The sequence below is a fragment of the Achromobacter sp. GD03932 genome (genome assembly GCF_029839485.1).
Taxonomy (GTDB): Bacteria; Pseudomonadota; Gammaproteobacteria; order Burkholderiales; family Burkholderiaceae_B; genus Achromobacter; species Achromobacter bronchisepticus_A.
This window is the reverse complement of the sequence record NZ_JAOCAT010000026.1, coordinates 59017-82754: the sequence shown is the minus strand read 5'-3', so window position 1 is coordinate 82754 and position 23738 is coordinate 59017. Positions and strand designations below refer to the sequence as shown.

Annotated in this window: 25 protein-coding genes; 14 read left to right on the top strand and 11 right to left on the bottom strand. The window is 67.4% G+C overall.

Features of this window, described 5'->3' with window-relative positions; translation table 11 throughout:
- Nucleotides 1-183 precede the first annotated feature (183 nt).
- On the top strand, nt 184-825 hold the full coding sequence (plsY, locus tag N5C88_RS22700) for a glycerol-3-phosphate 1-O-acyltransferase PlsY (protein WP_059380089.1): 642 nt from the start codon (nt 184-186) through the stop codon (nt 823-825).
- A 51-nt stretch (nt 826-876) separates the two neighbouring features.
- On the opposite strand, the gene tsaD is transcribed toward plsY, so the two are convergent.
- Entirely contained in the window at nt 877-1908 is a 1032-nt protein-coding gene (tsaD, locus tag N5C88_RS22695; protein WP_118932052.1) for a tRNA (adenosine(37)-N6)-threonylcarbamoyltransferase complex transferase subunit TsaD, read from the bottom strand.
- Nucleotides 1909-2018: 110 nt separating this feature from the next.
- On the opposite strand from tsaD, the gene N5C88_RS22690 reads away from it, so the two are divergent.
- The 3 genes from N5C88_RS22690 (at nt 2019) to N5C88_RS22680 (ending at nt 5079) form a co-directional block, all read left to right on the top strand.
- Nucleotides 2019-3311, top strand: a complete 1293-nt coding sequence (locus N5C88_RS22690; RefSeq protein ID WP_059380087.1) for an NCS2 family permease — start codon at nt 2019-2021, stop codon at nt 3309-3311.
- A 209-nt stretch (nt 3312-3520) separates the two neighbouring features.
- The gene (locus tag N5C88_RS22685) at nt 3521-4537 is read left to right on the top strand and encodes an LLM class flavin-dependent oxidoreductase (protein ID WP_054453967.1); all 1017 of its coding nucleotides are present in this window, start codon (nt 3521-3523) and stop codon (nt 4535-4537) included.
- 167 nt (nt 4538-4704) lie between these two features.
- Nucleotides 4705-5079 (top strand): thioredoxin family protein, encoded by a 375-nt coding sequence (locus tag N5C88_RS22680; RefSeq protein WP_013394055.1) that lies wholly within the window; start codon nt 4705-4707, stop codon nt 5077-5079.
- A 30-nt stretch (nt 5080-5109) separates the two neighbouring features.
- Here the strand turns inward: N5C88_RS22680 and N5C88_RS22675 are convergent, their stop codons facing one another.
- The 5 genes from N5C88_RS22675 to N5C88_RS22655 form a co-directional block, all read right to left on the bottom strand.
- Nucleotides 5110-5697: an IMPACT family protein gene (locus tag N5C88_RS22675; protein WP_280016297.1), complete on the bottom strand. Its 588-nt coding sequence runs from the start codon at nt 5695-5697 to the stop codon at nt 5110-5112.
- Between the two features lie 27 nt (nt 5698-5724).
- Complete coding sequence (locus tag N5C88_RS22670; RefSeq protein ID WP_280016296.1) at nt 5725-6531, bottom strand: transporter substrate-binding domain-containing protein; 807 nt, start codon at nt 6529-6531, stop codon at nt 5725-5727.
- A gap of 18 nt (nt 6532-6549) precedes the next feature.
- A complete protein-coding gene (locus N5C88_RS22665) occupies nt 6550-7323 on the bottom strand; it encodes an ABC transporter permease (RefSeq protein ID WP_054453964.1) in 774 nt (257 codons plus the stop codon).
- Entirely contained in the window at nt 7320-8318 is a 999-nt protein-coding gene (locus N5C88_RS22660) for an ABC transporter substrate-binding protein (protein ID WP_059380084.1), read from the bottom strand. Before N5C88_RS22660 ends, N5C88_RS22665 begins: the two co-directional genes overlap by 4 nt.
- A 73-nt stretch (nt 8319-8391) precedes the next feature.
- Nucleotides 8392-9162, bottom strand: a complete 771-nt coding sequence (locus N5C88_RS22655; protein WP_280016295.1) for an ABC transporter ATP-binding protein — start codon at nt 9160-9162, stop codon at nt 8392-8394.
- Between the two features lie 275 nt (nt 9163-9437).
- Here N5C88_RS22655 and N5C88_RS22650 point away from each other — a divergent pair, with 275 nt between their 5' ends.
- From N5C88_RS22650 to N5C88_RS22620, 7 genes are read left to right on the top strand one after another with little or no spacing between them, the layout of a single operon-like run.
- Nucleotides 9438-10679, top strand: a complete 1242-nt coding sequence (locus tag N5C88_RS22650; protein WP_280016294.1) for a CaiB/BaiF CoA-transferase family protein — start codon at nt 9438-9440, stop codon at nt 10677-10679.
- A gap of 48 nt (nt 10680-10727) precedes the next feature.
- Nucleotides 10728-11693, top strand: coding sequence for a tripartite tricarboxylate transporter substrate binding protein (locus N5C88_RS22645; RefSeq protein ID WP_251879948.1), 966 nt, complete (start codon nt 10728-10730; stop codon nt 11691-11693).
- Between the two features lie 10 nt (nt 11694-11703).
- A complete protein-coding gene (locus N5C88_RS22640) occupies nt 11704-12183 on the top strand; it encodes a MaoC family dehydratase (protein WP_059380080.1) in 480 nt (159 codons plus the stop codon).
- Nucleotides 12180-12962 carry an enoyl-CoA hydratase/isomerase family protein gene (locus tag N5C88_RS22635; protein WP_280016293.1) on the top strand — a complete coding sequence of 261 codons (783 nt, stop codon included), beginning with the start codon at nt 12180-12182 and terminating at the stop codon, nt 12960-12962. Before N5C88_RS22640 ends, N5C88_RS22635 begins: the two co-directional genes overlap by 4 nt.
- 5 nt (nt 12963-12967) lie before the next feature.
- Complete coding sequence (locus N5C88_RS22630) at nt 12968-13363, top strand: OB-fold domain-containing protein (RefSeq protein ID WP_280016292.1); 396 nt, start codon at nt 12968-12970, stop codon at nt 13361-13363.
- Nucleotides 13360-14517 carry a thiolase gene (locus tag N5C88_RS22625; protein ID WP_059380078.1) on the top strand — a complete coding sequence of 386 codons (1158 nt, stop codon included), beginning with the start codon at nt 13360-13362 and terminating at the stop codon, nt 14515-14517. Before N5C88_RS22630 ends, N5C88_RS22625 begins: the two co-directional genes overlap by 4 nt.
- Before the next feature lie 17 nt (nt 14518-14534).
- Nucleotides 14535-15311, top strand: a complete 777-nt coding sequence (locus N5C88_RS22620) for an SDR family oxidoreductase (RefSeq protein WP_059380077.1) — start codon at nt 14535-14537, stop codon at nt 15309-15311.
- 51 nt (nt 15312-15362) lie between these two features.
- Here N5C88_RS22620 and N5C88_RS22615 read toward each other — a convergent pair whose 3' ends face one another.
- Entirely contained in the window at nt 15363-16967 is a 1605-nt protein-coding gene (locus N5C88_RS22615) for an ABC-F family ATPase (RefSeq protein ID WP_059380076.1), read from the bottom strand.
- A gap of 235 nt (nt 16968-17202) precedes the next feature.
- Here N5C88_RS22615 and N5C88_RS22610 point away from each other — a divergent pair, with 235 nt between their 5' ends.
- From N5C88_RS22610 to N5C88_RS22600, 3 genes are read left to right on the top strand one after another with little or no spacing between them, the layout of a single operon-like run.
- Nucleotides 17203-18780 (top strand): CHASE2 domain-containing protein, encoded by a 1578-nt coding sequence (locus N5C88_RS22610; RefSeq protein WP_280016291.1) that lies wholly within the window; start codon nt 17203-17205, stop codon nt 18778-18780.
- 6 nt (nt 18781-18786) lie between these two features.
- Nucleotides 18787-19143, top strand: coding sequence for a hypothetical protein (locus tag N5C88_RS22605; RefSeq protein WP_059380074.1), 357 nt, complete (start codon nt 18787-18789; stop codon nt 19141-19143).
- A gap of 7 nt (nt 19144-19150) precedes the next feature.
- Nucleotides 19151-20719 carry a M48 family metalloprotease gene (locus N5C88_RS22600; protein WP_059380073.1) on the top strand — a complete coding sequence of 523 codons (1569 nt, stop codon included), beginning with the start codon at nt 19151-19153 and terminating at the stop codon, nt 20717-20719.
- A gap of 36 nt (nt 20720-20755) precedes the next feature.
- Here N5C88_RS22600 and N5C88_RS22595 read toward each other — a convergent pair whose 3' ends face one another.
- The 4 genes from N5C88_RS22595 to N5C88_RS22580 all read right to left on the bottom strand — a co-directional run bounded on the left by N5C88_RS22595 (nt 20756) and on the right by N5C88_RS22580 (nt 23731).
- Nucleotides 20756-21793: an LD-carboxypeptidase gene (locus N5C88_RS22595; RefSeq protein WP_059380072.1), complete on the bottom strand. Its 1038-nt coding sequence runs from the start codon at nt 21791-21793 to the stop codon at nt 20756-20758.
- On the bottom strand, nt 21790-22281 hold the full coding sequence (gene tadA, locus N5C88_RS22590; RefSeq protein WP_059380071.1) for a tRNA adenosine(34) deaminase TadA: 492 nt from the start codon (nt 22279-22281) through the stop codon (nt 21790-21792). Before tadA ends, N5C88_RS22595 begins: the two co-directional genes overlap by 4 nt.
- 10 nt (nt 22282-22291) lie before the next feature.
- Nucleotides 22292-23140, bottom strand: coding sequence for an HAD family hydrolase (locus tag N5C88_RS22585; protein WP_059380070.1), 849 nt, complete (start codon nt 23138-23140; stop codon nt 22292-22294).
- Nucleotides 23141-23251: 111 nt separating this feature from the next.
- Nucleotides 23252-23731, bottom strand: a complete 480-nt coding sequence (locus tag N5C88_RS22580; RefSeq protein WP_118932060.1) for a hypothetical protein — start codon at nt 23729-23731, stop codon at nt 23252-23254.
- Between the last annotated feature and the right edge of the window lie 7 nt (nt 23732-23738).

The window sequence follows — 23738 nt, the reverse complement described above, 5'->3', positions numbered from 1 at the left end:
CCGAAAGAAAATAAAACGCGGGTGAACGCGTCGGATTGTACCGTCCGCGGCCGGCATCCGTGCGATCGGCTGGCAGACGGGGGCTGCCGCCCCGCTCGATAACCCGTAGCCGGACCCAGCCCCGGGCGCGGTAGAATCCGCAGCCATTACGGCAACAACACAACAACAACGGACCCTCTCTCCATGGCGATAAACGACCCCTCCCTGGTCTTCAGCGCTGCGCTCATCCTGCTGGCCTACCTGATCGGCTCCGTGCCGTTCGCGGTGGTCGTCAGCAAGCTCATGGGCCTGCAAGACCCCCGCAGCTACGGCTCCAAGAACCCGGGCGCCACCAACGTGCTGCGCACCGGGAACAAGACCGCCGCCGCGCTGACGCTGCTGGGCGACGCCGCCAAGGGATGGTTCGCAATCTGGCTGGCCGAAAAGCTGGCTCCCGGGATCTCCCCCGTCGCGCTGGCGCTGGTCGCGCTGGCCGCCTTCCTGGGCCATCTGTACCCGATATTCCTGCGCTTCAAGGGCGGCAAGGGCGTGGCCACCGCGCTGGGCGTGCTGGTGGCGATCCAGCCCTGGCTGGCGGTCGCCACGGCGGCCACCTGGCTCATCGTCGCGGTATTCTTCCGCTATTCGTCCCTGGCTTCGCTGGTGGCGGCCTTCTTCGCCCCTGTCTACTACGTGTTCGGCTCCGGCCTGGCCTGGTATGCGCAGCCGTCCATGGGCGTGGCGCTGGCGGCCATCGGCGTGCTGTTGTTCTACCGCCACCGCGCCAATATCACGCGCCTGGTCCAGGGCACGGAAAGCCGCATCGGCGGCGGCAAGAAGAAATAAGCGCGAAACGAATGCGCTTCGGGGCGGCCGGCAAGGCCGCCCTTTTCATTTTCAGGCAATGTCGGCCAGATCCCAGCGCGGCTTCACAGTGAAGCTGTGCGCGTCCGGATCCAGGGTCGCCAGGCCCGCCTTGACCCGCTCCGCGGCCGCAAAGGCGATCATGGCGCCGTTGTCGGTGCACAGCTCCAGAGGCGGGAAATAGGCGCGCGCCTTGAGCGGCTTGAGCGCCGCGTCCAGCTTGGCGCGCAGCAGCTGGTTGGCGCCCACGCCCCCGGCCACCACCAGGCGCTTCAGGCCGGTCTGCTTCAGCGCCTTGATGGCCTTGGCCGCCAGCACTTCCACGATCGCGGCCTGCGTGGCCGCGGCCAGGTCGGCGCGGGTCTGTTCGTCCAGACCGCCCGCGGCCTCGGCGGCCTTGACGCGGGTCAGCACCGCCGTCTTCAGGCCACTGAAACTGAAATCCAGGTCGCCGCTGTGCAGCATCGGGCGCGGCAGATCGAAACGCGCGGCATCGCCGCTGGCAGCCAGCCGGGACAGCGCCGGCCCGCCCGGATAGCCCAGGCCCATCAGCTTGGCGGACTTGTCGAAGGCCTCGCCCGCGGCGTCGTCCAGCGTTTCGCCCAGCAATTCATAGCGCCCCACCCCGTCCACGCGCATCAGCTGCGTGTGTCCGCCGGACACCAGCAAGGCCACGAAGGGAAATTCCGGTCGCGGATCCGCCAGCATCGGCGACAGCAGATGGCCTTCCAGGTGATGGATGCCGATGGCGGGCAGATGGCGCGACCAGGCGAATGACTGCGCGACGCTGGCGCCCACCAGCAAGGCGCCGGCCAGGCCGGGGCCGGCCGTATAGGCCACGGCGCCGACATCCGACATTTGCAGGCCCGCGTCTTCGAGGACCTGGCGGGTCAGCGGCACGACGCGGCGGATATGGTCGCGCGAGGCGAGTTCCGGCACCACGCCCCCGTATTCCTGGTGCATGGCGATCTGGGTATGCAGCGCGTGCGCGAGCAGGCCCCGTTCCGTACAGACGGCTGCGACGCCGGTTTCGTCGCAGGAGCTTTCAAAGCCGAGAATAATCATGGCGGCAGAGTTTACAACTGATGCGAAAATACGCCCTTTCATGAAAAACCGGCGGGCAACCCAGCCCGCCCACAACAACCCGCAATCCTGCAAACACATTGGGGACTCGAATGCTCGAGAAGCTATTCAAGCTGCGTGAACACGGCACGACAGCGCGTACGGAACTGGTCGCCGGCCTGACGACCTTCCTGACGATGTCGTACATCATCTTCGTCAATCCGGACATCCTGTCGTCGACGGGCATGGACCGCGATGCCGTGTTCGTCGCCACCTGCCTGGCCGCCGCGCTGGGCTCGCTGGTGATGGCGCTGATCGCCAACTGGCCGATCGGCATGGCGCCGGGCATGGGCCTGAACGCCTTCTTCGCATTCACCGTGGTCAAGACCATGGGCTACACCTGGGAGCAGGCGCTGGGCGCCGTGTTCATCTCGGGCGTGATCTTCCTGTTCCTGACGTTCTCGGGCATCCGGGTCTGGCTGGTCAAGGGCATTCCGCATTCGCTGCGCAGCGCCATCGCCGCCGGCATCGGGCTGTTCCTTGCCATTATCGCGCTATCCAGCGCCAACATCGTGGTCGCGCATCCCGCCACCAAGGTCACGCTGGGCGACCTGACCCAGCCGGGCCCGCTGTTCGCCATCCTGGGCTTTTTCATCATCGCCGCGCTGGATGCGCTGCGCGTGCGCGGCGCGATCCTGATCGGCATCCTGGTGGTCACGGTGCTGTCGATGGCGCTGGGCTACAACGAATTCAAGGGCATCTTCGCCGCCCCGCCCAGCCTGGCTCCCACGCTGATGAAGCTGGACATCCTGGGCGCGCTGCACAGCGGCTTCGTGCACGTGATCCTGGTGTTCGTGCTGGTCGAAGTGTTCGACGCCACCGGCACGCTGGTGGGCGTGGCCAAGCGCGCGGGCCTGATGCCCGAGAACCGCCCCAACCGCCTGGGCCGCGCGCTCTTTGCCGACAGCAGCGCCATCGTGGCCGGTTCGATGCTGGGCACCAGCAGCACCACCGCCTACGTGGAAAGCGCCTCGGGCGTGCAGGCCGGCGGCCGTACCGGCATGACCGCCCTGGTCGTCGCGGTGCTGTTCCTGGCTGCGCTGTTCATTTCGCCGCTGGCCGGCGCCGTGCCGGCCTACGCCACCGCGCCCGCCCTGCTCTACGTGGCCGGCCTGATGATGCGCGAACTGATCGACATCGACTGGAACGACGTCTGCGAAGCCACGCCGGCAGCGCTGACCGCGCTGGTCATGCCGTTCACGTACTCGATCGCCAACGGCATCGCCTTCGGCTTCATCAGCTACGTGGTGCTGAAGACGGCCACCGGCAAGATCCGCGACGTGCATCCCGCGACCTGGCTGGTCGCCGCGCTGTTCGTGATCCGCTACGCCTTCTTCCCAGGCTAGGCCAGGCCGCCAAAGCCGCCCTACAGAGCGGGCCAATCGCAGGAATAGCGGAAATCAATCAACCCGCCGCACCATAAGGTTGCTGGCGGGTCCGCTTGATTTCACCGATACACTCCCCATGTATAACGGCATATGGAGTCCGCCTTGCGCCTTACCCGCTTTGTTTCCGCCCCGCTGTCCTGTTCCACCGTGTACACGGAGGTTTCCGCATGAGCAGCCTGGCACGCATCCCTTTTTCCGTACTGGACCTGGCCCCGATTGTGCAGGGCCGCGACGCGGCTGACGCCTTCCGCAACACGGTTGCGGTCGCGCAGCACGTGGAACGCCTGGGCTACAAACGCTTCTGGCTGGCCGAACACCACAACATCAACGGCGTGGCCAGCAGCGCCACGGCGGTGCTGATCGGCCACGTGGCCTCGCACACCAGCACCCTGCGCGTGGGCTCGGGCGGCGTCATGCTGCCCAACCATGCTCCGCTGATCATCGCCGAGCAGTTCGGCACGCTGGAAACGCTTTACCCTGGCCGCATCGACCTGGGTCTGGGCCGCGCACCCGGCAGCGACGGCGCCACGCAGCACGCCTTGCGCCGCGGTCCGCGCAGCGGCTTGGAATTCCCTGCGCTGGTCGAAGAATTGCGCGGCTTCCTGGCGCCTTCGCGCCCCGGGCAACCGGTGCGCGCGATTCCCGGCGAAGGCCTGGACATTCCGATCTGGCTGCTGGGTTCCAGCGATTTCAGCGCGCGGCTCGCCGCGGAGCTGGGGCTGCCCTTCTCCTTCGCGGGGCATTTCTCGCCTGAAGGCATGGCCGCCATGCGCCTGTACCGCCATTTGTTCAAGCCGTCGGCAACGCTGGCGCGGCCCTACGCCATGATAGGCGTGCCGGTCGTGGCCGCCGAAACCGATGAGGCCGCCAGGCGCCAGGCCACCACCCAGCAGCTGAAATTCCTGTCGCTGGTGCGCGGCAACCGCCTGCAGCTGCAGCCGCCCGTGGACAGCATGGACGGCCTGTGGAACGAATGGGAGCGCGAGGCAGTCCATCAAAGACTGGGCGCCGCGATCGTGGGCGGCCCGGATACCGTCCGGCGCGAACTGGAAGCGCTGGTCGCCGAGACCGAGGCCGACGAAGTCATGATCGTCTCGGATTTCTACGATATCGCCGACCGCCTGCGGTCCTTCGAGATCGTCGCGTCGTTGAAAAACGGCGCCCCGGCAAGCACCGCGGCCTGAGGGCCGCAGCCCGCGCCCCTGGCGCCAACCATTGCGACGCGGCCATTACCCGCTCTACTATCGTTCTAAAGCACCGAACGCCGCCGCAACGCCCCATCGGGTCCGGGACGGGCATACCCCGGGCCTCTGAGACCGCTTTTTACGCCGCTCGCCGGCAAGGATTCAAAATGAGTATTGTTGAACTCACCAAAGACAGCTTCCAGGAAGCCATCACCCCCGACGGTACGCTGATCGTCGATTTCTGGGCGCCGTGGTGCGGCCCCTGCCGCGGTTTCGCGCCGGTCTTCGAGCAGGCCGCCACCGAGCATCCCGACGTCACCTTCGCCAAGGTCAATACCGACGTGGAACAGGAACTGGCCGGCGCACTGGGCATCCGCTCGATCCCGACCCTGATGGTCTTCCGCGAGAAGGTCCTGCTGTTCTCGCAACCGGGCGCCCTGTCGGGCGGCCAGCTCAATGAGCTGCTCGCCAAGATCAAGGAAGTGGACATGGAAAAGGTCCATCAGGAAATCGCGGCTGCCCAGAACGGACAGGACGCCTGAAAACGCTACGCTGGCCCGTGCCCCCTGGGATCAGGACTCGACTTCCCAGGCCGCACGGCCGCGCGTGATGTTGGCGGCGGTCACTTCCAGGTCCGCCACCGCTGCGCGCGGCACCGTGAACCGTAGCGCAACCCCTTCTTCGTTGAAATCTTCTTGCAGGATGGCCGCGCCTGCCTGAGCCAGGCGCGACTTCAGCAACGCCAGTTCGCCAAAGCCGCAAGCGCAGGCGACGGTTGCAAGATCCACGATCTCGGTCCGGTCCCCAAGCCGCAGGCAGTTGGCCGCGCAGCCCCCGTAGGCGCGCACCAGTCCGCCTGCGCCGAGCTTGACGCCCCCGTACCAGCGCACTACCAGCACCGCCACGCGATCCATGTCCTGGCCTTCAATGGCTTGCAGGATGGGACGGCCAGCCGTGCCTCCCGGTTCGCCGTCGTCATTGAAGCGGTATTCCTGGCCGATGCGGTAGGCCCAGCAGTTGTGGGTCGCTTCCGCGTCGCTGTGCTGGGCAAAGAAGCGCATGGCTTCGTCCACGCCGGACACCGGCGCCGCATACGCGACGAAGCGGCTTTTCTTGATGTCTTCCTGGTAGGTGCAAGGGGCGGTCAGCGTGTGCGTCATGACCGGCATTGTATGTGCCGGCAGCCCCTAGCCGTGGCAGTCAGGGACTTCCTGATCGAGGTACACGTCGAAGGCCACATCGCGCGCCCACTTCGCGGTCATGGCCTTCGAGGCGCCCGCGCGATCCCAGGCGCGCATTTCCTGGCTCAGCCAGTCGCGGCTGGCGGAGTCGGCGGCCGGCAGCAGCCACACGCGCTCGCGCCGGGCGCCATCGGCCGCCAGCGTCGAGGAGAATTTCTTCCATTCCGGAAAGCGCACCAGCGGCTCCCAGACCGCGTCGTCGACCAGGCCGATGTCGCAGCTGCCTTCGCGCACGGCAACCAGCGCATCGGACGGCACGCGGTAGGTGCGCACCACGGCGCCCCAGCTTTCGGCCAGGGCGCGGGAAGCGGTTGCGGCCTCGGCCATGCAGACGCTGCGGCCGCGCACGTCGGCGGGCCGGCGCAGGCTGGTATCGCTGCGGATCACGGCCTTGGGACGCGCGGCATAGCCCGTGGCCTGCGTCGCGACGGTGTCCGGTTGGCCCGACTCGCCGTCGGCCAGGACCAGATCGACCTGTCCCGCCGCCAGCGCGGCAGCGGCCTGCTCCTGCGGCAATTGCACCAGGCGCACCGGCAGTCCGAGGCTCTGCCCCACTCTGTCCGTCATTGCCGCGTCCAGGCCGTCCGGCGTGCGGATCTTGGCGCCGGCCGCAGGCGGCGGCGCCAGGTAAGGCACGCCCACCACCAGCTCGCCGCGCGCCCGAGCCGCCGCGAAGGCGTCGGACTGCGCCTGTGCGAAACCCGATGCAACCAGGCAAGCGCCGAGGACCAACAGACGGATGCGGCCGATCATGCGGGACTCCTGTCGCCCTTAAACGTACTGATAGCGCAGCAGGCGGTGCTTGAGGTTTTCAAGCACGAACTGATCGATCAGCGCGGCCAGCACGGCGATGACCAGGATGTTGGTCATGACGCCGGTCATGTCGGCGATTTCGCCAGAATAGGCCAGCGAACGGCCCAGCCCCTTGCCGAAGCCGATCAGCATTTCCGCCGAGATCAGCGCGCGCCAGGCATTGCCGAAGGCGAGCTGCGCGCCGGTGATGAGCTCGGGCATGACGGCCGGCAGGTAGACCCGCTTGACCAGGCCCCAGCGCGTGGCGCCCATGACGCGCGCCGCCGACACGTGCACGCGCTGCACGGATTCGGTGGCGTTCATGACGCTGAGCGCGGCCGGGAAGAAAGCCGACAGCGCCACCACCACGATGATCGGCGTATTGCCGAAGCCCATCACGATCAGGAACAGCGGCACCCAGGCGATCGACGGAATCGACTGCAGGATGACGATGGCGCTGCGCAGCACTTCGCGAAAGAAGAACAGCACCGCCGCCACCAGGCCGAAGCCGATGCCGGCCGCCAGCGCCAGGCCGTAGCCCGCGCCCAGCCGTCCCAGCGTGCCCAAGAGGCTCTGGTGGAAGGACTGCTTGCCCAGGTCTTCGACCAAGCGCTCGACCACGGCGGGCACGCCCGGCATCAGGAAGTCCGGCAGCGCGAACGCCGCCAGTTGCCACAAGGCCAGGATGAACAACACGCCCAGAACGCCCGCGAAGTGTTTGCGGGCGCCGGTGACTCGGGTAGATGCGCTCAAAGCTTGCGAGCCTCTTGCCAGGACAGGTCGACGATGCTGGAGACGTCATACGGCTTGCCGTCGCGGGTCTTCAGCGAACCCTGGGCCTGCAGGATGTCGGCGATTTCCTGCATGCGGCGGGTGTCCTTGTCGGTCAGCTTGGGCGTGAAGACCTGCGTGCCGATGGCCTCGGCGATGACGGTTTCGCGCGGCAGCTCGCCACGGGTCAAGGTCTTCAAGGTGGGCTCGGCGATGAAGTACGACGCGATCAGCTTGGAAGCCTGCGCGGGTTCCTTCTGCAGCAGCTGGATGGCCTGGTTCTGCGCATCCAGCGCCTTCCAGACGTCGTCCTTGCGCTTGGCCAGCGTTTCGCCGGAGGTGATCACCACCATGCACGGGAACGGCCAGGCCTGACCGACTTCATAGATCTGCTTGACCGGCGCCACCAGCTGCGCAATGCGGTCGTAGGGTTCGAACAGGAAGGCCGCGTCCACGCGCTTGCCCACCAGCGACTGGACCGCCACGGCCGGGCTTACGCCCATGACGTTGACGTCGTCCGCGCCCAGGTTGCCCTGCTTGAGCACCACGCCCTTCAGGACCACGTCGGCGGTGCTGCCTTCGGCCTGGGAAGCCAGGGTCTTGCCCTTCAGCCCCGCGATGTCCTTGATGCCGGAGTCTTCGCGCACGATCAGCGAGTGGTAGCCCTGCTGCGCGCCACCCACCACCTTCAGGTCCGCGCCCTTGGAAGCCCAGGCCACCGCGTTGGTGAAGCCCAGCACGCCAATGTCCAGCTGGCCGCCGACAATCGCCTTGATCAGGTCGGTGCCCGACTTGAACTCGATCAGTTCGGAATCCAGGCCGGCCTTTTTGTAATAGCCGCCCTCTTGCGCGACGATGGCTTGCGCATCGTCCATCACGCGCAGATAGCCCACGCGGAATTTCTCGGCCGCCATCGCGGGGGCCGCCGCCAGCAGCGCCGCGGCCAGCGGCAGGGACAGCCATTGCTTCAGTTTCATGGGAAGTGCTCCAAGGTATGCAGAGCCGGCCGGCGCGCACGCGCCGCCAGCAAGAATCCAGAGATCCGGGGGGTCAGGCCGCCAGGGCCAGGTCGGCGTGTTCGCCGGAACCGTCCACCGCGATGCCGAGCAGGCGCAGGATCTCGCGCTTCTCGGCCGCCAGGCCGGACAGGTCATGGGTCTTTTCGCGGTGCGCGAGATTGAACTCGCGCAGCACGCGGGCCGGGCGCGGGCTGAAGACGATGATGCGGTCGGCCAGGAACAAGGCCTCGTCCACGTCGTGGGTCACCAGCAGCACGGTGGGCTTTTCCTGGGCGATGAGCTGGCGCAGCACATCCTGCAGGCTCAGGCGGGTCAGCGCGTCCAGCGCGCCGAAGGGCTCGTCCATCAGCATGGTCTGCGGCTGCGCGATGAAGGCCCGCGCCAGGGCGGCGCGTTGGCGCATGCCGCCGGACACCTGATGGGGGTAATAGTGTTCGAAGCCGGCCAGGCTGACGCGCGCCAACCACTGGCGCGCGGCTTCGCGGGCGCGGGATTTGGACGTGTTCTGGAATTCCAGCGCCAGCGCCACGTTGTCCTCCAGCGTCAGCCAGGGGTACAGCGCGTGCTCCTGGAACACCAGGGTACGGCTGGGATGGGGGCCGGCGACCGCCTTGCCGTCGGCCAGGACGCTGCCTTCGGTGGGCTTTTCCAGGCCGGCCGCCAGATGCAGCAAGGTCGACTTGCCGCAGCCCGACGGGCCTACCAGGGCGACCAGTTCACCGGTCTTGATTTCGCTGGTAAAGCCGTCCACCACCGGCAGTTCGCCGAAGTGCTTGTGGACATGGTCGAAGGTCAGATTCATGGAACGTATCGTGGCGGGCCAAAAACGAGCCTCCAATCTAACAATTCGTTATATGAATCCAAACTATCAATATTGAATGTCTTAACTTCTTTTCGTAATAAAGAACCCATCCACGGCATTCTGCCGCGACTGGCTACAAGCGCTGAACGGCCGCCCTGATTCCGCCGTCGATACTCAATTCGAATCGATAACGCGCAAAACGATATTGGACCCACGCCCCTCCGGTCATTAAGGTGGATCCCAGACATAACGGGGCCCACCCCGATCGGAGCGACATGGAGCGAGACAACACCGCCGCCGCGCAACCGCGCGGCGCGCTATCCCATCTGAAGATCCTGGACCTGACGCGCGTGCTGGCCGGCCCATGGGCGACGCAGACGCTGGCCGACATGGGCGCGGACGTCATCAAGGTGGAGCGCCCCGCGCACGGCGACGACACGCGCGGCTGGGGGCCTCCATTCCTGACCGGCGCCGACGGCGCGGAGACCCGGGACTCGTCCTACTTCCTGAGCGCCAATCGCGGCAAGCGGTCCATTACCGTGGACATCGCCACGCCCGAAGGCCAGGCGCTCATCGCGGAACTGGCGAAGGACTCCGACGTGCTGGTCGAGAACTACAAGGTCGGCACGCTGGCGCGCTATGGACTGGACTACGACAGCCTGCGCGCCATCAATCCGCGCCTGATCTATTGCTCGATCACCGGCTTCGGCCAGGACGGACCCTACGCGCCGCTGCCGGGTTACGACTTCGTGTTCCAGGGCATGGGTGGGCTGATGAGCATCACCGGCGACCCCGCCGGCGAGCCGATGAAATCCGGCATCGCCATCACGGATCTGCTGACCGGCGTCTACGCCAGCACGGCGATTCTTGCCGCGGTCGAGCACCGCCACGTCAGCGGCGTCGGGCAGTACATCGACATGTCGCTGCTGGACTGCGTGATCACGATCTCGTCCTACCAGGCCATCAATTATTTCCTGTCCGGGCGGGTGCCCCAGCGCATGGGCAATGCCCATTCCAACATGGTTCCGTACCAGGTGTTCGCCTGCAAGGAAGGCTCGGTCATCGTCGCGGTCGGCAACGACGGCCAGTACCGCGCCCTCTGTGGCGCCATCGGCCGCGCCGACCTGGCCGCCGACGAACGCTACGCCACGGCCGGCGGGCGCAACCGGAACCGCGACACGCTGATACCCCCGATCGCCGAGGCGATGCTGGCGCGCACCATGCAGGAATGGGTGCAGATCCTGCAGGCGGCGAACGTGCCCTGCGGGCCCATCTACAACATCGAACAGGTATTCCAGGATCCGCACGTGCGCCATCGCGGCATGCAGCTGTCGCTGCCCCATGCCGCCGGCGTGGACACCCCGGCCGTGGCCAATCCCATCCGCATGCGCGACACGCCCATCCGCTACGGCCGCGCCGCCCCCACCCTGGGCCAGCACACCGACGACGTGCTAAGCGAACGGCTAGGCCTGGACCAGACCCGCATCGCGGAGCTGAAAGGCCGCGGAATCATCTGACCCAGCCGCCGGGCAGGCGGCCACGACAACAACCCAGGAGACACCACCATGCGCATCACCACCGCCGCAGTCTGCGGCGCCTTGACCCTGGCTGCCCTTGTGGCCGCCCCCGCATCGGCCCAGGATGCGCCCGTCCGCTTCATCGTGCCTTACCCTCCGGGCGGCGCCGCCGACCAGATCGCGCGCCTGGTGGCGCAGGAAATGAGCAAGGGCGGCGGCGCGACCATCATCGTGGAGAACAAGCCCGGCGCGGCCGGCATGATCGCCGCCGATTACGTCGCCCGCGCCAAGCCCGACGGCAAGACCTTCTTCGTCGGCTCCAACGCCCCGCTGGTGGTGAACCAGGCGCTCTACGCGAAGATGACCTACGACCCGGCCAAGGACTTCGTCCCGGTCTCGGGCATGGCCAAATCGCCGCTCTTGCTGGTGGTCCGCCATGACCTGCCGGCGCGCGACGTCAAGGCCTTGATAGCCCTGGGCAAGCAATCCCCCGGAAAGCTGACCATGGGCTCCGCCGGCACCGGCAATATCACCTATCTTGCCGGCGAATACGCCGTCAGCAAGTTGGGCTTCCAGGTCACGCACGTACCGTACCAGGGCAGCGCGCCCGCCATCGTCGGCCTGATGGGCAGCAGCACCGACATGATGTTCGACGCCCTGCCCTCCAGCATGACGCAGGCGCAGGCTGGCAAGATCCGCCCCTTCGCCGTGCTTGACGACAAGCGCTTCGCCGGCCTGCCCGACGTGCCCACCGCCAGCGAACTGGGCTATCCCGGCATCGATGCCAGCGCCTGGTTCGGCCTGGTTGCGCCCGCCGGCACGCAGGCCGCCGTGGTCGACCAGATGAACCGCGGCGTCAACCAGGCGCTCGCGCAGCCGGAACTGCAGCGCAAGCTCACCAGTATTGGAGCGGTGGCCATGCCGGGCAACGCCCAGGTGTTCGCCGCCTTCGTCCAGGCCGAGCGCGACCGCTGGCTGCCGGTCGCCCGCGACCTGGGCCTGAAGGCCCAGTAAAGAGGCCGCCATGATCACCTTGGACTCCATCGAGGCGCTGCGCGCCTTCTCCGGACAGCCTCCCGCGCTGACTCCCTGGCAGACGGTCGACCAGGACACCATCAACCGCTTCGGCCTGGCCACCGGCGACACGCAGTGGATCCATATGGACCCGCAGCGCGCGCAGGCCGAATCGCCCTACGGCGCGGCCATCGCCCACGGCTTGCTGACGCTCTCGCTGCTGCCCAGCCTGTATGCGTCGGCGATGCGCTTTCCGAACCGCAGGCTGGCGGTGAACTACGGTTTTGACCGCGTGCGCTTCACCCAGGCGGTCAAGGCCGGCGCTCGCGTGCGCGGCGCGTTTGCGCTGACTTCCGTCGACGAACTGCCGGACGGCCAGGCCCGGCTGGCGTGGGACGTGCGCATCGATATCGACGGCGAGCAAAGGCCCGCGCTGGTCGCGCGCTGGCTCACGCAGATCGCCTATCACACAGGCAAGGAGCAGGCATGACACTGAAGATCACCCGCCACGGCGCCACCGCCGTGCTGGCCATGGACCGCCCCGACCAGCGCAACGCGCTCAGCCTGGAAATGCGCGAGGCGTTCGCGCGCGCCCTCCCGGAACTGCGCGAGGATGACGGCATCAAGGCCGTCGTCCTGACGGGATCGGGCGGGCATTTCTGCGCCGGCGGCGACATCAAGTCCATCGCGCAGGCGCACGCCCAGGGCCTGGACGCCTTCGAGGGGCGCGCTCGCATCCGCAAGATCCACCAGTGGTACGACGCGTTGGTGGACCTGGAAAAACCCGTCATCAGCGCGGTGGAGGGCGTGGCTTTCGGCGCCGGCCTGTCGCTGGCGCTGTGCGCAGACTACGCCATCGCGCGGCGCGGCGCCACTTTCTGCGCGGTGTTCGCCCGCCTCGGTTATGTGCCCGACATGCTGGGCATGTATCTGTTGCCGCGCGCCGTCGGCCTGGCGCGCGCCAAGGAGCTGGTGTTCACGGCCCGGGTCTGCGACGCCGAGGAAGCGCTGGAACTGGGACTGGTACAAGCGCTTTGCGACGGCGATCCGCTGGAACAGGCGCTGGCCATGGCCGAACGCTTTCACAACGCTCCGACGCAGGCGCTGGGCCTGGCCAAGACCATCATGAACCGGACCTTCGAGTCCAGCCGCGAAGACATCTACACGCAGGAAGCCATGGCCCAGGCCATCTGCCGTGACAGCGCCTTCCACCGCGAAGCCGCCCGGCGTTTCGTGGAAAAACTGCCCCCCGCCTACAAATGGGACTGAACGACATGCCCACGCCGACCCAAACCGCCGAACCGGGCCCGCAGGCCCGCTACGAGGCCTACCTGAATGAAGGCCGTTTCATGCTGCAGCGCGACCGCGCCAGCGGCGAATTTTTCTTCTATCCGCGCGTGGCCGCGCCGCGCAGCGGCTCGCGCGATCTGGAATGGGCCGCCCCGAGCGGCCTGGGGCGCATCTACGCCGCCACCGTCATCCATCCCCGGCCGCCCGAGGCGCCCTACGGCGTGGTGCTGGTAGACCTGGACGAAGGGCCGCGGCTGATGTCACGGGTGGACGGCATTCCCGCGCAGGAGGTGCGCGTCGGCGCCCGGGTGCGCGCCCGCGTCGTCCAGGAGGCCGGATGCGGCGTGCTGGTGTTCGAACCCGTGGCGGAGCAAGCATGACCCAAGACCGTTTCCCGCGCGGCAAGTCCGCCATCGTCGCCGCCGCCACCTATGGCATCGGCCAGACCCCGGGCATGAGTTCGATGGACCTTGCGGTCCAGGCCAGTCTTGCGGCCCTGGACCAGGCGGGGCTGCGCCCGGACCAGGTCGATGGCCTCTTCATTGGCCTGCCCGATGACTTCATGTCCGGCCTGGGCTTTGCCGAGTACCTGGGCATCTCGCCTCGCCTGACCGAGAACAACCGCACCGGCGGATCGTCTTTCCTGACGCACGCCATGTGGGCCGCGCTGGCCCTGGAAGCGGGGCAATGCGACGTGGCGCTGATCGCCTACGGCAGCAATCAGCGCAGCGGCGCGGGCAAGCTGGTGAGCTCCATGCGCCCTGCCCCCAACGAAGCGCCCTACCGGCTGGCGCGTCCGGTGGGTGCGTATGCGCTGGCGGCTTCGCGCTACGCCCACCAATACGGCCTGAAGCGCGAACAGCTGGGCGCGGTGGCCATCGCCGCCCGCCAATGGGCCATGCTCAATCCCGAAGCCTACATGCGCGAACCCCTGGACATGGCGCAGTACCTGTCGGCCCGCATGGTGGCCGAACCCTTGAGCGTGCGCGACTGCTGCCTGGTCACCGACGGCGCCGCCGCCGTGGTGATGACCCGCGCCGACCGGGCCCGCGACCACTGCGCCCGGCCCGCCTACCTGCTGGGCGCGGCCGCGGCCACCGACCACCGCGAGATCACCAACATGCCCGACCTGACGGTAACGGCCGCCACGCGCAGCGGCGCGCGCGCCTTCGCCCAGGCCGGCGTGCGTCCGCAGGACATCGATGTACTGGAGCTGTACGACGCCTTCACCATCAACCCCATCCTGTTCCTCGAGGACCTGGGCTTCTGCGCCAAGGGCGAAGGCGCGGCCTTCGTCGAAGGCGGCCGCATCGCGCCGGGCGGCGAGCTACCCGTCAATACCAACGGCGGCGGCCTGTCCTGCGTGCATCCCGGCATGTACGGCCTGTTCACCATGGTCGAAGCCTACGTGCAGCTGGCCGGCCTGGGCGGCGCGCGCCAGGTGCCGGGAGCCAGCCTGGCGCTGGCGCACGGCAACGGCGGCGAACTCTCCAGCCAGGCCACGCTGATCCTGGGCACGGCCGAAACGCTTTGAACTCCACAAGGAAAACCATGAACCACACTGCTTTTCTGCTGGACCAGCGCAGCATCATCGTAACGGGCGCCGCCCAGGGCATAGGGCGCGCCATCAGCGAACTGGCCATGCAATTGGGCGCGCGCGTGACCGCCGTCGACATGAACGCCGACGCGCTCGCCGCGTTTGAGCGCGAGGCGCCGCAAGGCCAGCTGCTGACCCTGGCCGGCGACGTGTCGGACCCGGCATTCGCGGCCTTGGCGGTCGAGCGCGCGGCGCAGCATTACGGCGCGGTCGACGGCCTGGTAAACAACGCGGGCGTCACCCGCACTGCAATGATAGAAAAAATGACCCAGGAAGCCTGGCAAAAGGTGATCGACGTGCACCTGACCGGATCCTTCCAGTTCCTGCAGGCCGTCGGCCGCCACATGCTGGCGGCGGCGCGCGAAACGGGCAAGCCGGGCGGCTCCATCGTCAACATCACCTCGGACGCGGGCCGCCGCGGCACCATAGGCCAGATCAACTACGCCGCGGCCAAGTCGGGCGTGCTGGGCCTGACGATGAGCGCGGCGCGCGAATGGGGCAAGTATGGGATACGCGTCAACACCATCGGCTTCGGCGTGGTGGAAACGCCCATGACGGAGACCATACGGGGGGACAAGTTCCGCGACACCTATCTGTCGCAGATCCCGCTGGGCCGCTTTGGCCAGCCTGGGGAGGTGGCGTGGCCGGTGTGCTTCCTGCTGTCGGATGCCGCCTCGTACATGACGGGACAGCACCTCTATGCCAATGGCGGCATGACCATAGGCATGTAAGGCGGATGCGGAACCGCGGCCAGGGTCTTCCGGCCGCGGTCTGCGCCAGCCTCAGCCGTCGATGCCGCGCGAGCTCAGGTAGTCGTCGTAGCCGCCGCGGTAGTCGACGATCTCGCCCGAGGGCAGGATCTCGATCACGCGCGTGGCCAGGCCGGACACGAACTCGCGGTCGTGCGACACGAACACCAGCGTGCCTTCGTACTTTTCCAGCGCGAACTGCAGCGACTCGATCGATTCCATGTCCAGGTGGTTGGTGGGTTCGTCGAGCAGCATGACGTTGTGCCGGCCCAGCATCAGGCGGCCGAAGGTCATGCGGTTCTTTTCGCCGCCGGACAGCACCTTGGGCGCCTTGGGCAGGTCATCCGCCGAGAACAGCAGGCGGCCCAGCACGGAGCGGATCGACTGGTCGTCGTCGCCCGGCTGGCGATGGTCGCCCATCCAGTCCAGCAGGTTGATGTCGGTCTGCAGGAACTGGTCGGAGACGTCCTGCGCCATGTAGCCCAGGTCGGCGTTTTCGGACCACTTCACTTCGCCCGAATCCGGCTGCAGATCGGTTGCCAGCAGGCGCAGCAGGGTCGTCTTACCCACGCCGTTGGCGCCGATGATGGCGATCTTTTCGCCCGCGTCGACCATGGCCGAGAACTTGCGGATGACGGGCGCGTCGTAGGCCTTGGACAGGTTTTCGACGGTGACCGCCAGGCGGTGCATGACCTTGTTCTGCTCGAAGCGGATGTACGGATTCTGGCGCGACGAGGGCTTGACCACGACCTGGTCGGCCTTGATGCGGTCGATCTGCTTCAGGCGCGAGGTGGCCTGGCGCGACTTGGACTTGTTGGCGGCGAAGCGGCGCACGAAGTCCTGCAATTCGGCGACGCGTTCCTTGGCCTTGGCGTTGTTGGCCACCAGGCGCTCGCGGGCCTGGGTCGAGGCCAGCATGTAGTCGTCGTAGTTGCCCGGATAAATGCGGATCTCGCCGTAATCCACGTCGGCCATGTGCGTGCACACCTGGTTCAGGAAGTGGCGGTCGTGGCTGATGATGATCATCGTGCTCTGGTAGCTGTTGAGCACGTTCTCCAGCCAACGGATGGTATTGATGTCCAGGTTGTTGGTCGGTTCGTCCAGCAGCAGCACGTCCGGGTTCGAGAACAGGGCCTGCGCCAGCAGCACGCGCAGCTTCCAGCCCGGCGCCACTTCGCGCATGGGCAGGTTGTGCTGGTCGACGGCGATTTCCAGGCCCAGCAGCAGTTCGCCGGCGCGGGCTTCGGCGGTGTAGCCGTCGTACTCGGCGAACTTGGCCTCCAGGTCGGCCGCGCGCATGTAGTCGTCTTCGGTCGCTTCCGGATTGGCGTAGATGGCGTCGCGCTCGGACATGGCGGCCCACATCTCGGTGTGGCCCATCATGACCACGTCCAGCACGCGCAGGTCTTCAAACGCGAACTGATCCTGGCGCAGCTTGCCCAGGCGCACGCCCGGCTCCAGCGACACGTTGCCCGCCGAGGGTTCCAGGTCGCCGCCGATGATCTTCATGAAGGTCGACTTGCCGGAACCATTGGCCCCGATCAACCCGTAGCGGTTGCCTTCCCCGAACTTGACGCTGACGTTCTCGAAAAGGGGTTTGGGACCGAACTGGATGGTGAGATTGGCGGTGGAGATCACGGTATGTTTGAGTCTTTTGGCGTCCGGGGACGCATGCGGAGAAACCCGATAGTGTACCAAGCATCCGTGAATCGCATCCAGGCGAGGCAGAGCGCCGCCTGAAGCATCTGGAAATGCAGCATGCCATTTAATGTCATAACGTAAATATTTGTATTAATTGGGGTACTATTGCGTGTGACTCAGCGCCTACGGCCGCCAGGCCCGTCAGGCGGTTGCAACCCAGCTCCCCCGCTACGTGGCAGACGCCAACCACTCCTCCGAGAAAGTCGAACTTTCCTATGGCCGGTCGCTGATCGTGGCGGCCATCGTGGCGATCGTGATGCTGTGGGCGACGCCCCGGCTCACCCCCAGTTCCGACCTGCTCACCTATGCGGCGGCCCGGCTCCAGGCCCGGCTGGTCGGGGGCCATTACGACATTGCGCGCCGCAACGACACCACGGTCGTCCTGATCGACGACGATTCCCTGGACCAGCAGAAAGGCGCCTGGCCCGTGCCTTACCGGACCCATGCGCGCTGGCTGCGCAACATCGGCCTGATCCACAAGCCCAAGGCCATCTTCCTGGACATCACCTTCGGGCGCGAGCGCGACGACCCGACCCTGCCCGAGCTGGCCGCCGCCCTGTGCGAACTGCGCGACGCCAACATCCCGGTGTTTCTGGCCGCGCTGCCCGATGCGCAGGGCGACCTGCGCCTGCGTTCGGGCCTGGAGGCGCCCGCGGGCGAGAAGCCGTGCTTCACCATGGTCGACGTGCGCTACACCCCCAGCAAGGTGGACCGGCTGGTATGGAGCTACCCGCTCTGGTCGGGCGAACATGCGCGCAGCGCGGCGTTGGCCATCGCCCAGGACGCGGCCGGCGTATCCATCACGCCCACCCGCGACGCCATGGCCTTGACCTGGGGCGTCGACAACCTGGACCAGCGCCGCTTCAGCATGGAATGCCGGCAGGCTCGCGGCGGTTATGTGGAAATGCTGCCGTCCTATGTGCGCAGCCTGCTGGGCGACCCGAACGCCGCCCAGCCCATCTGCCCGTACACGCGCGCGCTGACCCTGTCCGAATTGCGTGCGCCGGATGCCGACGGCGCCCGCCTGGCCGACATGCTCACGGGCCGCTACGTCATGATCGGCGCCGCGCTCAGCGGCTTCAACGACACCGTGCTGTCGCCGGTGCATGACGCCATTCCCGGCGTATTCATGCACGCCATGGCCCTCGACAATCTGCTGACCTATCAGGACGACTACAAGCGCGCCCTCGAATGGGAGATCTGGCCGCCCAATGTCCTGTGGTTGCTGGGCATCCCCGTCGTCATGCTGGCCCATTTCCTGCATTGGCTGGCGCAATGGCTGCGCGGCAATACGCGGCTGGGCGGCCGGCTGCTGGCCCCGCCCGCCGAATGGCGGCTGTTTGCCGACGCGCCCGCCCTGCCGCTGCCGCCCGCCGCGCACGCGGGCGGCGGCTGGAAGGCCAAGGCCGGGCGCCTGTCCGCCCTGCTGCGCGACCGCGCCGCGCGCCTGTGGCTGGCGCGCTGGCTGGCATCCAAGCTCTGCGTCGCGACGTTGCTGCTGCTGCGCAAGGCTGCCGCCATCGTCCTGTCCTCGCTCATCGTGCTGTACATCGTGCTGCTTGCGCAGCGCTGGCTGAACGTGGGCACCCTGCCCATCGTCGACCTGGCGATCATGGCCCTGGCCGCGCACTGGCTCGGCTGGACCAATCGCGCCACCGCCTTTCTTTTTGGCAAACCGGATGCCGCTTCCGCGCCGGCGTCCCCGACACCCGCGCGGGAGCCATCGGCTACCCGCCCGCAACAGGAGTAGAAACGCATGCCCAAGCCCTCCTCCCTGATCACCGCGCTGGCCGCGGCCGCCCTGGCGCTGACTGGCGCAAGCGCGGCGGCGGCCGACGCCATCGTCGGCCTGAACCTCAAGCCCGTGCCGCTGTACGCCAAGTCGGACGGCGGCGCGCCCGCGGCCAAGTCCGACGGCCAGGGCATGCCCTGGCCCGTGCTCGAAGAAGCCAATGAGTTCTACCACGTCAAGATCGATGGCAAGGACTACTGGGTGGACAGCATGCACGTGCGCATCGCGCGCGGTTCCGCCGCGCAATGCGGGCCGGTGATCAAGGGCGTGCCGCCGCCCACCGGCTCGACCGCGGGTGCGGGCGAGAACGTCTGCCGCTGAGCCGCCCATGCGATCCTCCCACATCCTGCGCATGGCCGCCGTCTCTGGCGCGCTGCTGCTGAGCGCCTGCTCCACGCTTCCCGGAGGCAAGGGTTTTTCGGTCACGGCCGGCCAACTGCCCCCGCCCCCCGCCGACCGGCAATGGCCCGACGCCAGCCTGGACGCGCGCAACCAGCGCGCCCAGGGCATGGGCCTGGTCGCCATGCCGGAGATGGAAACCTACCTGAACGGCCTGCTTGGCCGGATCAAGAACGCCGCGGGCGTGCCCGGCTGGCCGGGCGCGGTCCACGTGACCTCGTCATCGGCGCTGGAAGCCTACAGCACCGGCGCGGGCAACATCTACCTGTCCATGGGCTGGCTGGCCTCGGCGGAATCCGAGGACGAGATCGTCGCCATCCTGTCCCATGAATTCGGCCACATCTACCTCGACTACCACCAGATGGAATCGGTCAATGCCGCGGGCGACCAGGTCGCGACGCTGGCGGCCGTGGGCGTGGCGCTGGCTCGCAAGGCCGGCAGCGCCACTGGCTGGAGCCCCGTGGACAGCGTGATCGCTTCGTATACGCTGGGCAAGAACATGCTGGTGCCGGCCTGGGGCCGGCAGCAGGAGGAAAACGCCGACCGCTTCGGCGCCACCGTCAGCCTGGAACTGGGCTACTCGTATACCCAAGGCTTCAAGGCGTTCCTGGAACGCCAGGCCACCTGGGAAGCCGAGAACGCCAAGGTCCAGGCCGAAGCGCGCCAGCGCATGCTCGAGCAGATCAAACAGGCGGCGGCCGACAACACCCGCAAGCAAGAGGCGGCCAAGGGCAACAACATCGCCCCCCTGACCGAGATGCAGGCCTCGCTGAATTCCGGGGTGGCCGGGGCCAGCGAAGGTTTGCGCACCGGCCTGGACGACATCTGGAAGAAGCTGACCGTCAGCCATCCCGATACCGGCGCGCGCCTGGCTGCGTTGACCGAACAGGTCATGCCCTTGATGGCGGGCAAGCCTCGGCCCCCGGCGGCAGCGGCGCCTTGGAACAAGGCCCGCGCGCAACGCCGCACGGCCGCGCTGCTGAAGAACTACCAGACCGCGGCCGAGGCGCAGCAGGCCTTGCAGGCCCAGGACTACCCGCGCGCCCGCAAGCTCGCGGCCCAGGCAGCATCCGGCCCCAGCGCCACGCACGCCCTGCCCTTGCTGACCTTGAGCATGGCGCAGGCGGAATCCGGCGCGCGCGGGTCCGCCCTGCTGGACCGCAATCTGGCGTCGGAACAGGACCGCGCCTGGCAGGTGTATGTGTTGCGCGCCAACAATCTGCTGGGCGCGGGCCAATCCGGGCCGGCCGCCAGGATCATGGGCCAGGGCTTCGAGTACTTCCGCGGTTCGGCGCTGGCATGGCCTGAAGCCATCCGCTTCTATGGCCAGACCCAGGGCTGGGACCAGGCGCGTAAGCTGGCGCAGGAATGCGCGTCGCGCTTCGCAAGCTATGCCGGGGAATGCAGCAAGGCGGCCCAGTCGCCCGCCGAGCAGGCCGAGGCCAAGCGACGCAGCGAGCAGAAAGCGCAATCGCTGGTCGACAGGCTGTTCAAGTAGCAATGAGAAAGGGGCGCTCGGCGCCCCTTTTCTTTTTTAGTGCGTGTGTTCGTCCAGCACCAGGTGCGCCATGCCCTTTTCGGTGGCCAGGCCCACCTTCTGCCCGATGGGCAGCGTCGCCTTGGTGGCGACATGGCCATACGGCAGCCCCGTCACCACCGGCACCTTGACCGTCTTGCGCAGCCAGGCCACCACTTCGTGCAGGTCGTAGCCGTTGTCGTGCGGCGCCAGCTTGTAGTCCGTGAAGCGGCCCAGCACGATGGCTTTTTGCTTGCCCAGGATGCCGGCCTGCGCCAGCTGGATCAGCATGCGTTCGACGCGGTAAGGATGCTCGGCCACGTCTTCCAGGAACAGGATGCCGCCGCGCACCTTGGGCATGTAGGGCGTGCCCAGCAAGGACGTCAGCATGGCCAGGTTGCCGCCCCACAGGATGCCGCGGCAATCCACCGCATCGGCGTCCTGGGTTTCGAAGCTGAGGATTTCCAGTTCGCCGCGCATGATCTCGCCGAACAGGGCTTCGGTCAGGTCGTCGACCTTCTTGCCGCCGAAGTCGTAGACCGCCGATGCGCCGGTATAGCTGACCGCGCCGGTCTGCGCCAGCAGGCCCAGGTTGAAGGCGGTGAAGTCGCTCATGCCGACGAAACGCTTGCCGCTGTCGGCCATGGCCTTCCAGTCGATGGCAGGCAGCAGCCGGCCCATGCCGTAGCCGCCGCGCGTCACCATGACGATGGGCAACTTCTGCTTGGCGGCGCGCGTCAGGCTGGCCAGGCGCTGCGCGTCGGTGCCGGCAAAGCGCTGGTGCTGCGCGTAGGCGGTACGGTCCACGGCGGTCTTGAAGCCCTGCTGCTGCAGCCTTTCGCGCGCCAGCTCGACGGCGGCCGGATCGCGCACCGCGGAAGACGGCGAGATCAGGTAGATGCCGCGGGCGTCGGGCAGCGCGTGGGCGTGGCTGTGGTCATGGCCGCAGTCTTCATCACATTCGTGGCCTGCATGACCATGATCGTGGTTATGGTCATGGTCGTGCGCGGCGGCCGCTTTCGCGCCGCGCGCCTTGGCGCCTTGGGATTTGCTCATGCTGCGGATTCCTTGCTGCGGCGTTCGCGGAAGAACCGGCGCAGCAGATCGCCGCAAGGTTCCGCCAGCACGCCGCCGGTGACTGAGGTGTGATGATTGAGTTTGGGGACCGAGCCCACGTCCAGCACGCTGCCGCAGGCGCCGGTCTTGGGGTCGTAGGCGCCGAACACGACGCGCGCGAGCCGCGCATGCAGCATGGCGCCGATGCACATGACGCAAGGCTCCAGCGTGACGTACACGGTGATGCCCGGCAGACGGTAGTTTTCCAGCGCGCGCGCGGCGCCGCGCAAGGCGACGATCTCGGCGTGGGCGGTGGGATCGTGGTCGATGATGGTGCGGTTGTAGCCGCGTCCCAGGATGTCGCCCTGTGCCGACACCACCAGCGCGCCCACCGGCACCTCGCCGATGTCATAGGCGGCCTGGGCCTCTTGCAGCGCCAGTTCCATGAAGCTGGCGTCCTGCGCGGTCCAGGGTTGGACCGCCGCCATCGGGATAGCCTCAACCACGGTACACCCGGGACTTCAGTGCGATGCGGCCGGCCAGGCTGGTCACGGCCTCTTCCAGCCATTGGTAGAGTTCGGCGTGCTCGTCGTAGCGGGCCTGGTTCAGGTTGGACACCCGGCCCTCTTCGATGAAGCCCCAGGCCCGGCTGCGCTTGTCGCGATGCTTGGGGTCCCACACGCCGAAGGCGAAGCCGCCGGCGCGGCGGATCAGCGAAAAGCACGGGATGTCGGTGTAGCCGTCGCCGACGAACACCATCTGGTCGAACGGCACCCGCAAGCGGTCCTCGGGCACCTTGCGGTTGACCTCGAAGGGCTTGTTGCGGAAATCGCGGCCGATGATGCCTTTCTGGATGTGGAACAGATAGCGGGTCTTGTCGGTAAAGCTGACGATGCGGCGCGGAAACGCGATGCCGCCATCCGCGCCGTAAATGAATTCGGACGCCCAGATCTCGGTGAACTCGTGCGCGATGGGGGTGGACCGGACCACGTCACCGATGCCGCTGGAAATCAGGTAGAACTCCAGCTGCACTTGCGGCTGTTCGGCCCGCACCGCGGCGCGCAGCCGCTGGAACAGCGTGGGCACGCCGTCGTGCAGTTCCAGCCGGGCGCCCCAATCCTTCAGGCGCTGCTGCGTAATGAGGCCGTGCTTGCCCGATTGCGACAGCTGGATCATCTGGTACAGGTAGGCGGGCACGGGGTCCCAGTCCTGCTGCGAGAGCAGCGGATCGACCTCATCCTTCCAGAAGGATGCCGTGTCCACGCCCATGCTTTCCAGGAAGCCGGACGTGCTGTCCGAGGCCAGCGTGTCGTCGAAGTCGAAAATCAGGGCGATGACGTCGGACATGTATATGCGTGAAAAAGGGGCGACAGCCGCCATTTTGCCTGAATGTGGCGGCGGCTGCGCCCCTGGAGGTCCGAGCAGGGCCGCCCTGGCGGCCCTTGTTCCGGCTGTCGCTTACTGGCGTACCGGCGAGGTCATGGGCGCCCCGGGCGCCGGCGCCATGCCCGGCGCGCCGGCCGCGGGCGGCACGGTGTCGGCCGGCACCTGGATCACGGTTTCACGCAGCACGCCCCCGCCCTGCACGCTGCCGCGCACATTGGTGGGCGAGGTCATCTGCGTCACGCAGTCCTGGCGCGAGGCGGCCGGCAGGCGGTTGCAGCGGTCCAGCATATTCTGCTGCAACTGGTCGTTGCTGCCGTCCTTGAGGTTGTTGCGGCCGCTTTCCTGGCGCGCCGCGCCGGCTTCGCGCATGCAGGCGGCCTGGTCCTGGCCGGTGGCGCCGCTCTTGCATGCCGCCACATCCTGCTGATACTGGGACTGAGCTGAGCCGCGGCCGGTCGCATCAGCCGCGTGGACCGCTCCCGCGGCCAACATCAGGCCAGCGGCACAAAGCGTCGCCGCGAGGCGTTTGACATGCATGGGTCGTGTAGTCATGGTCAGC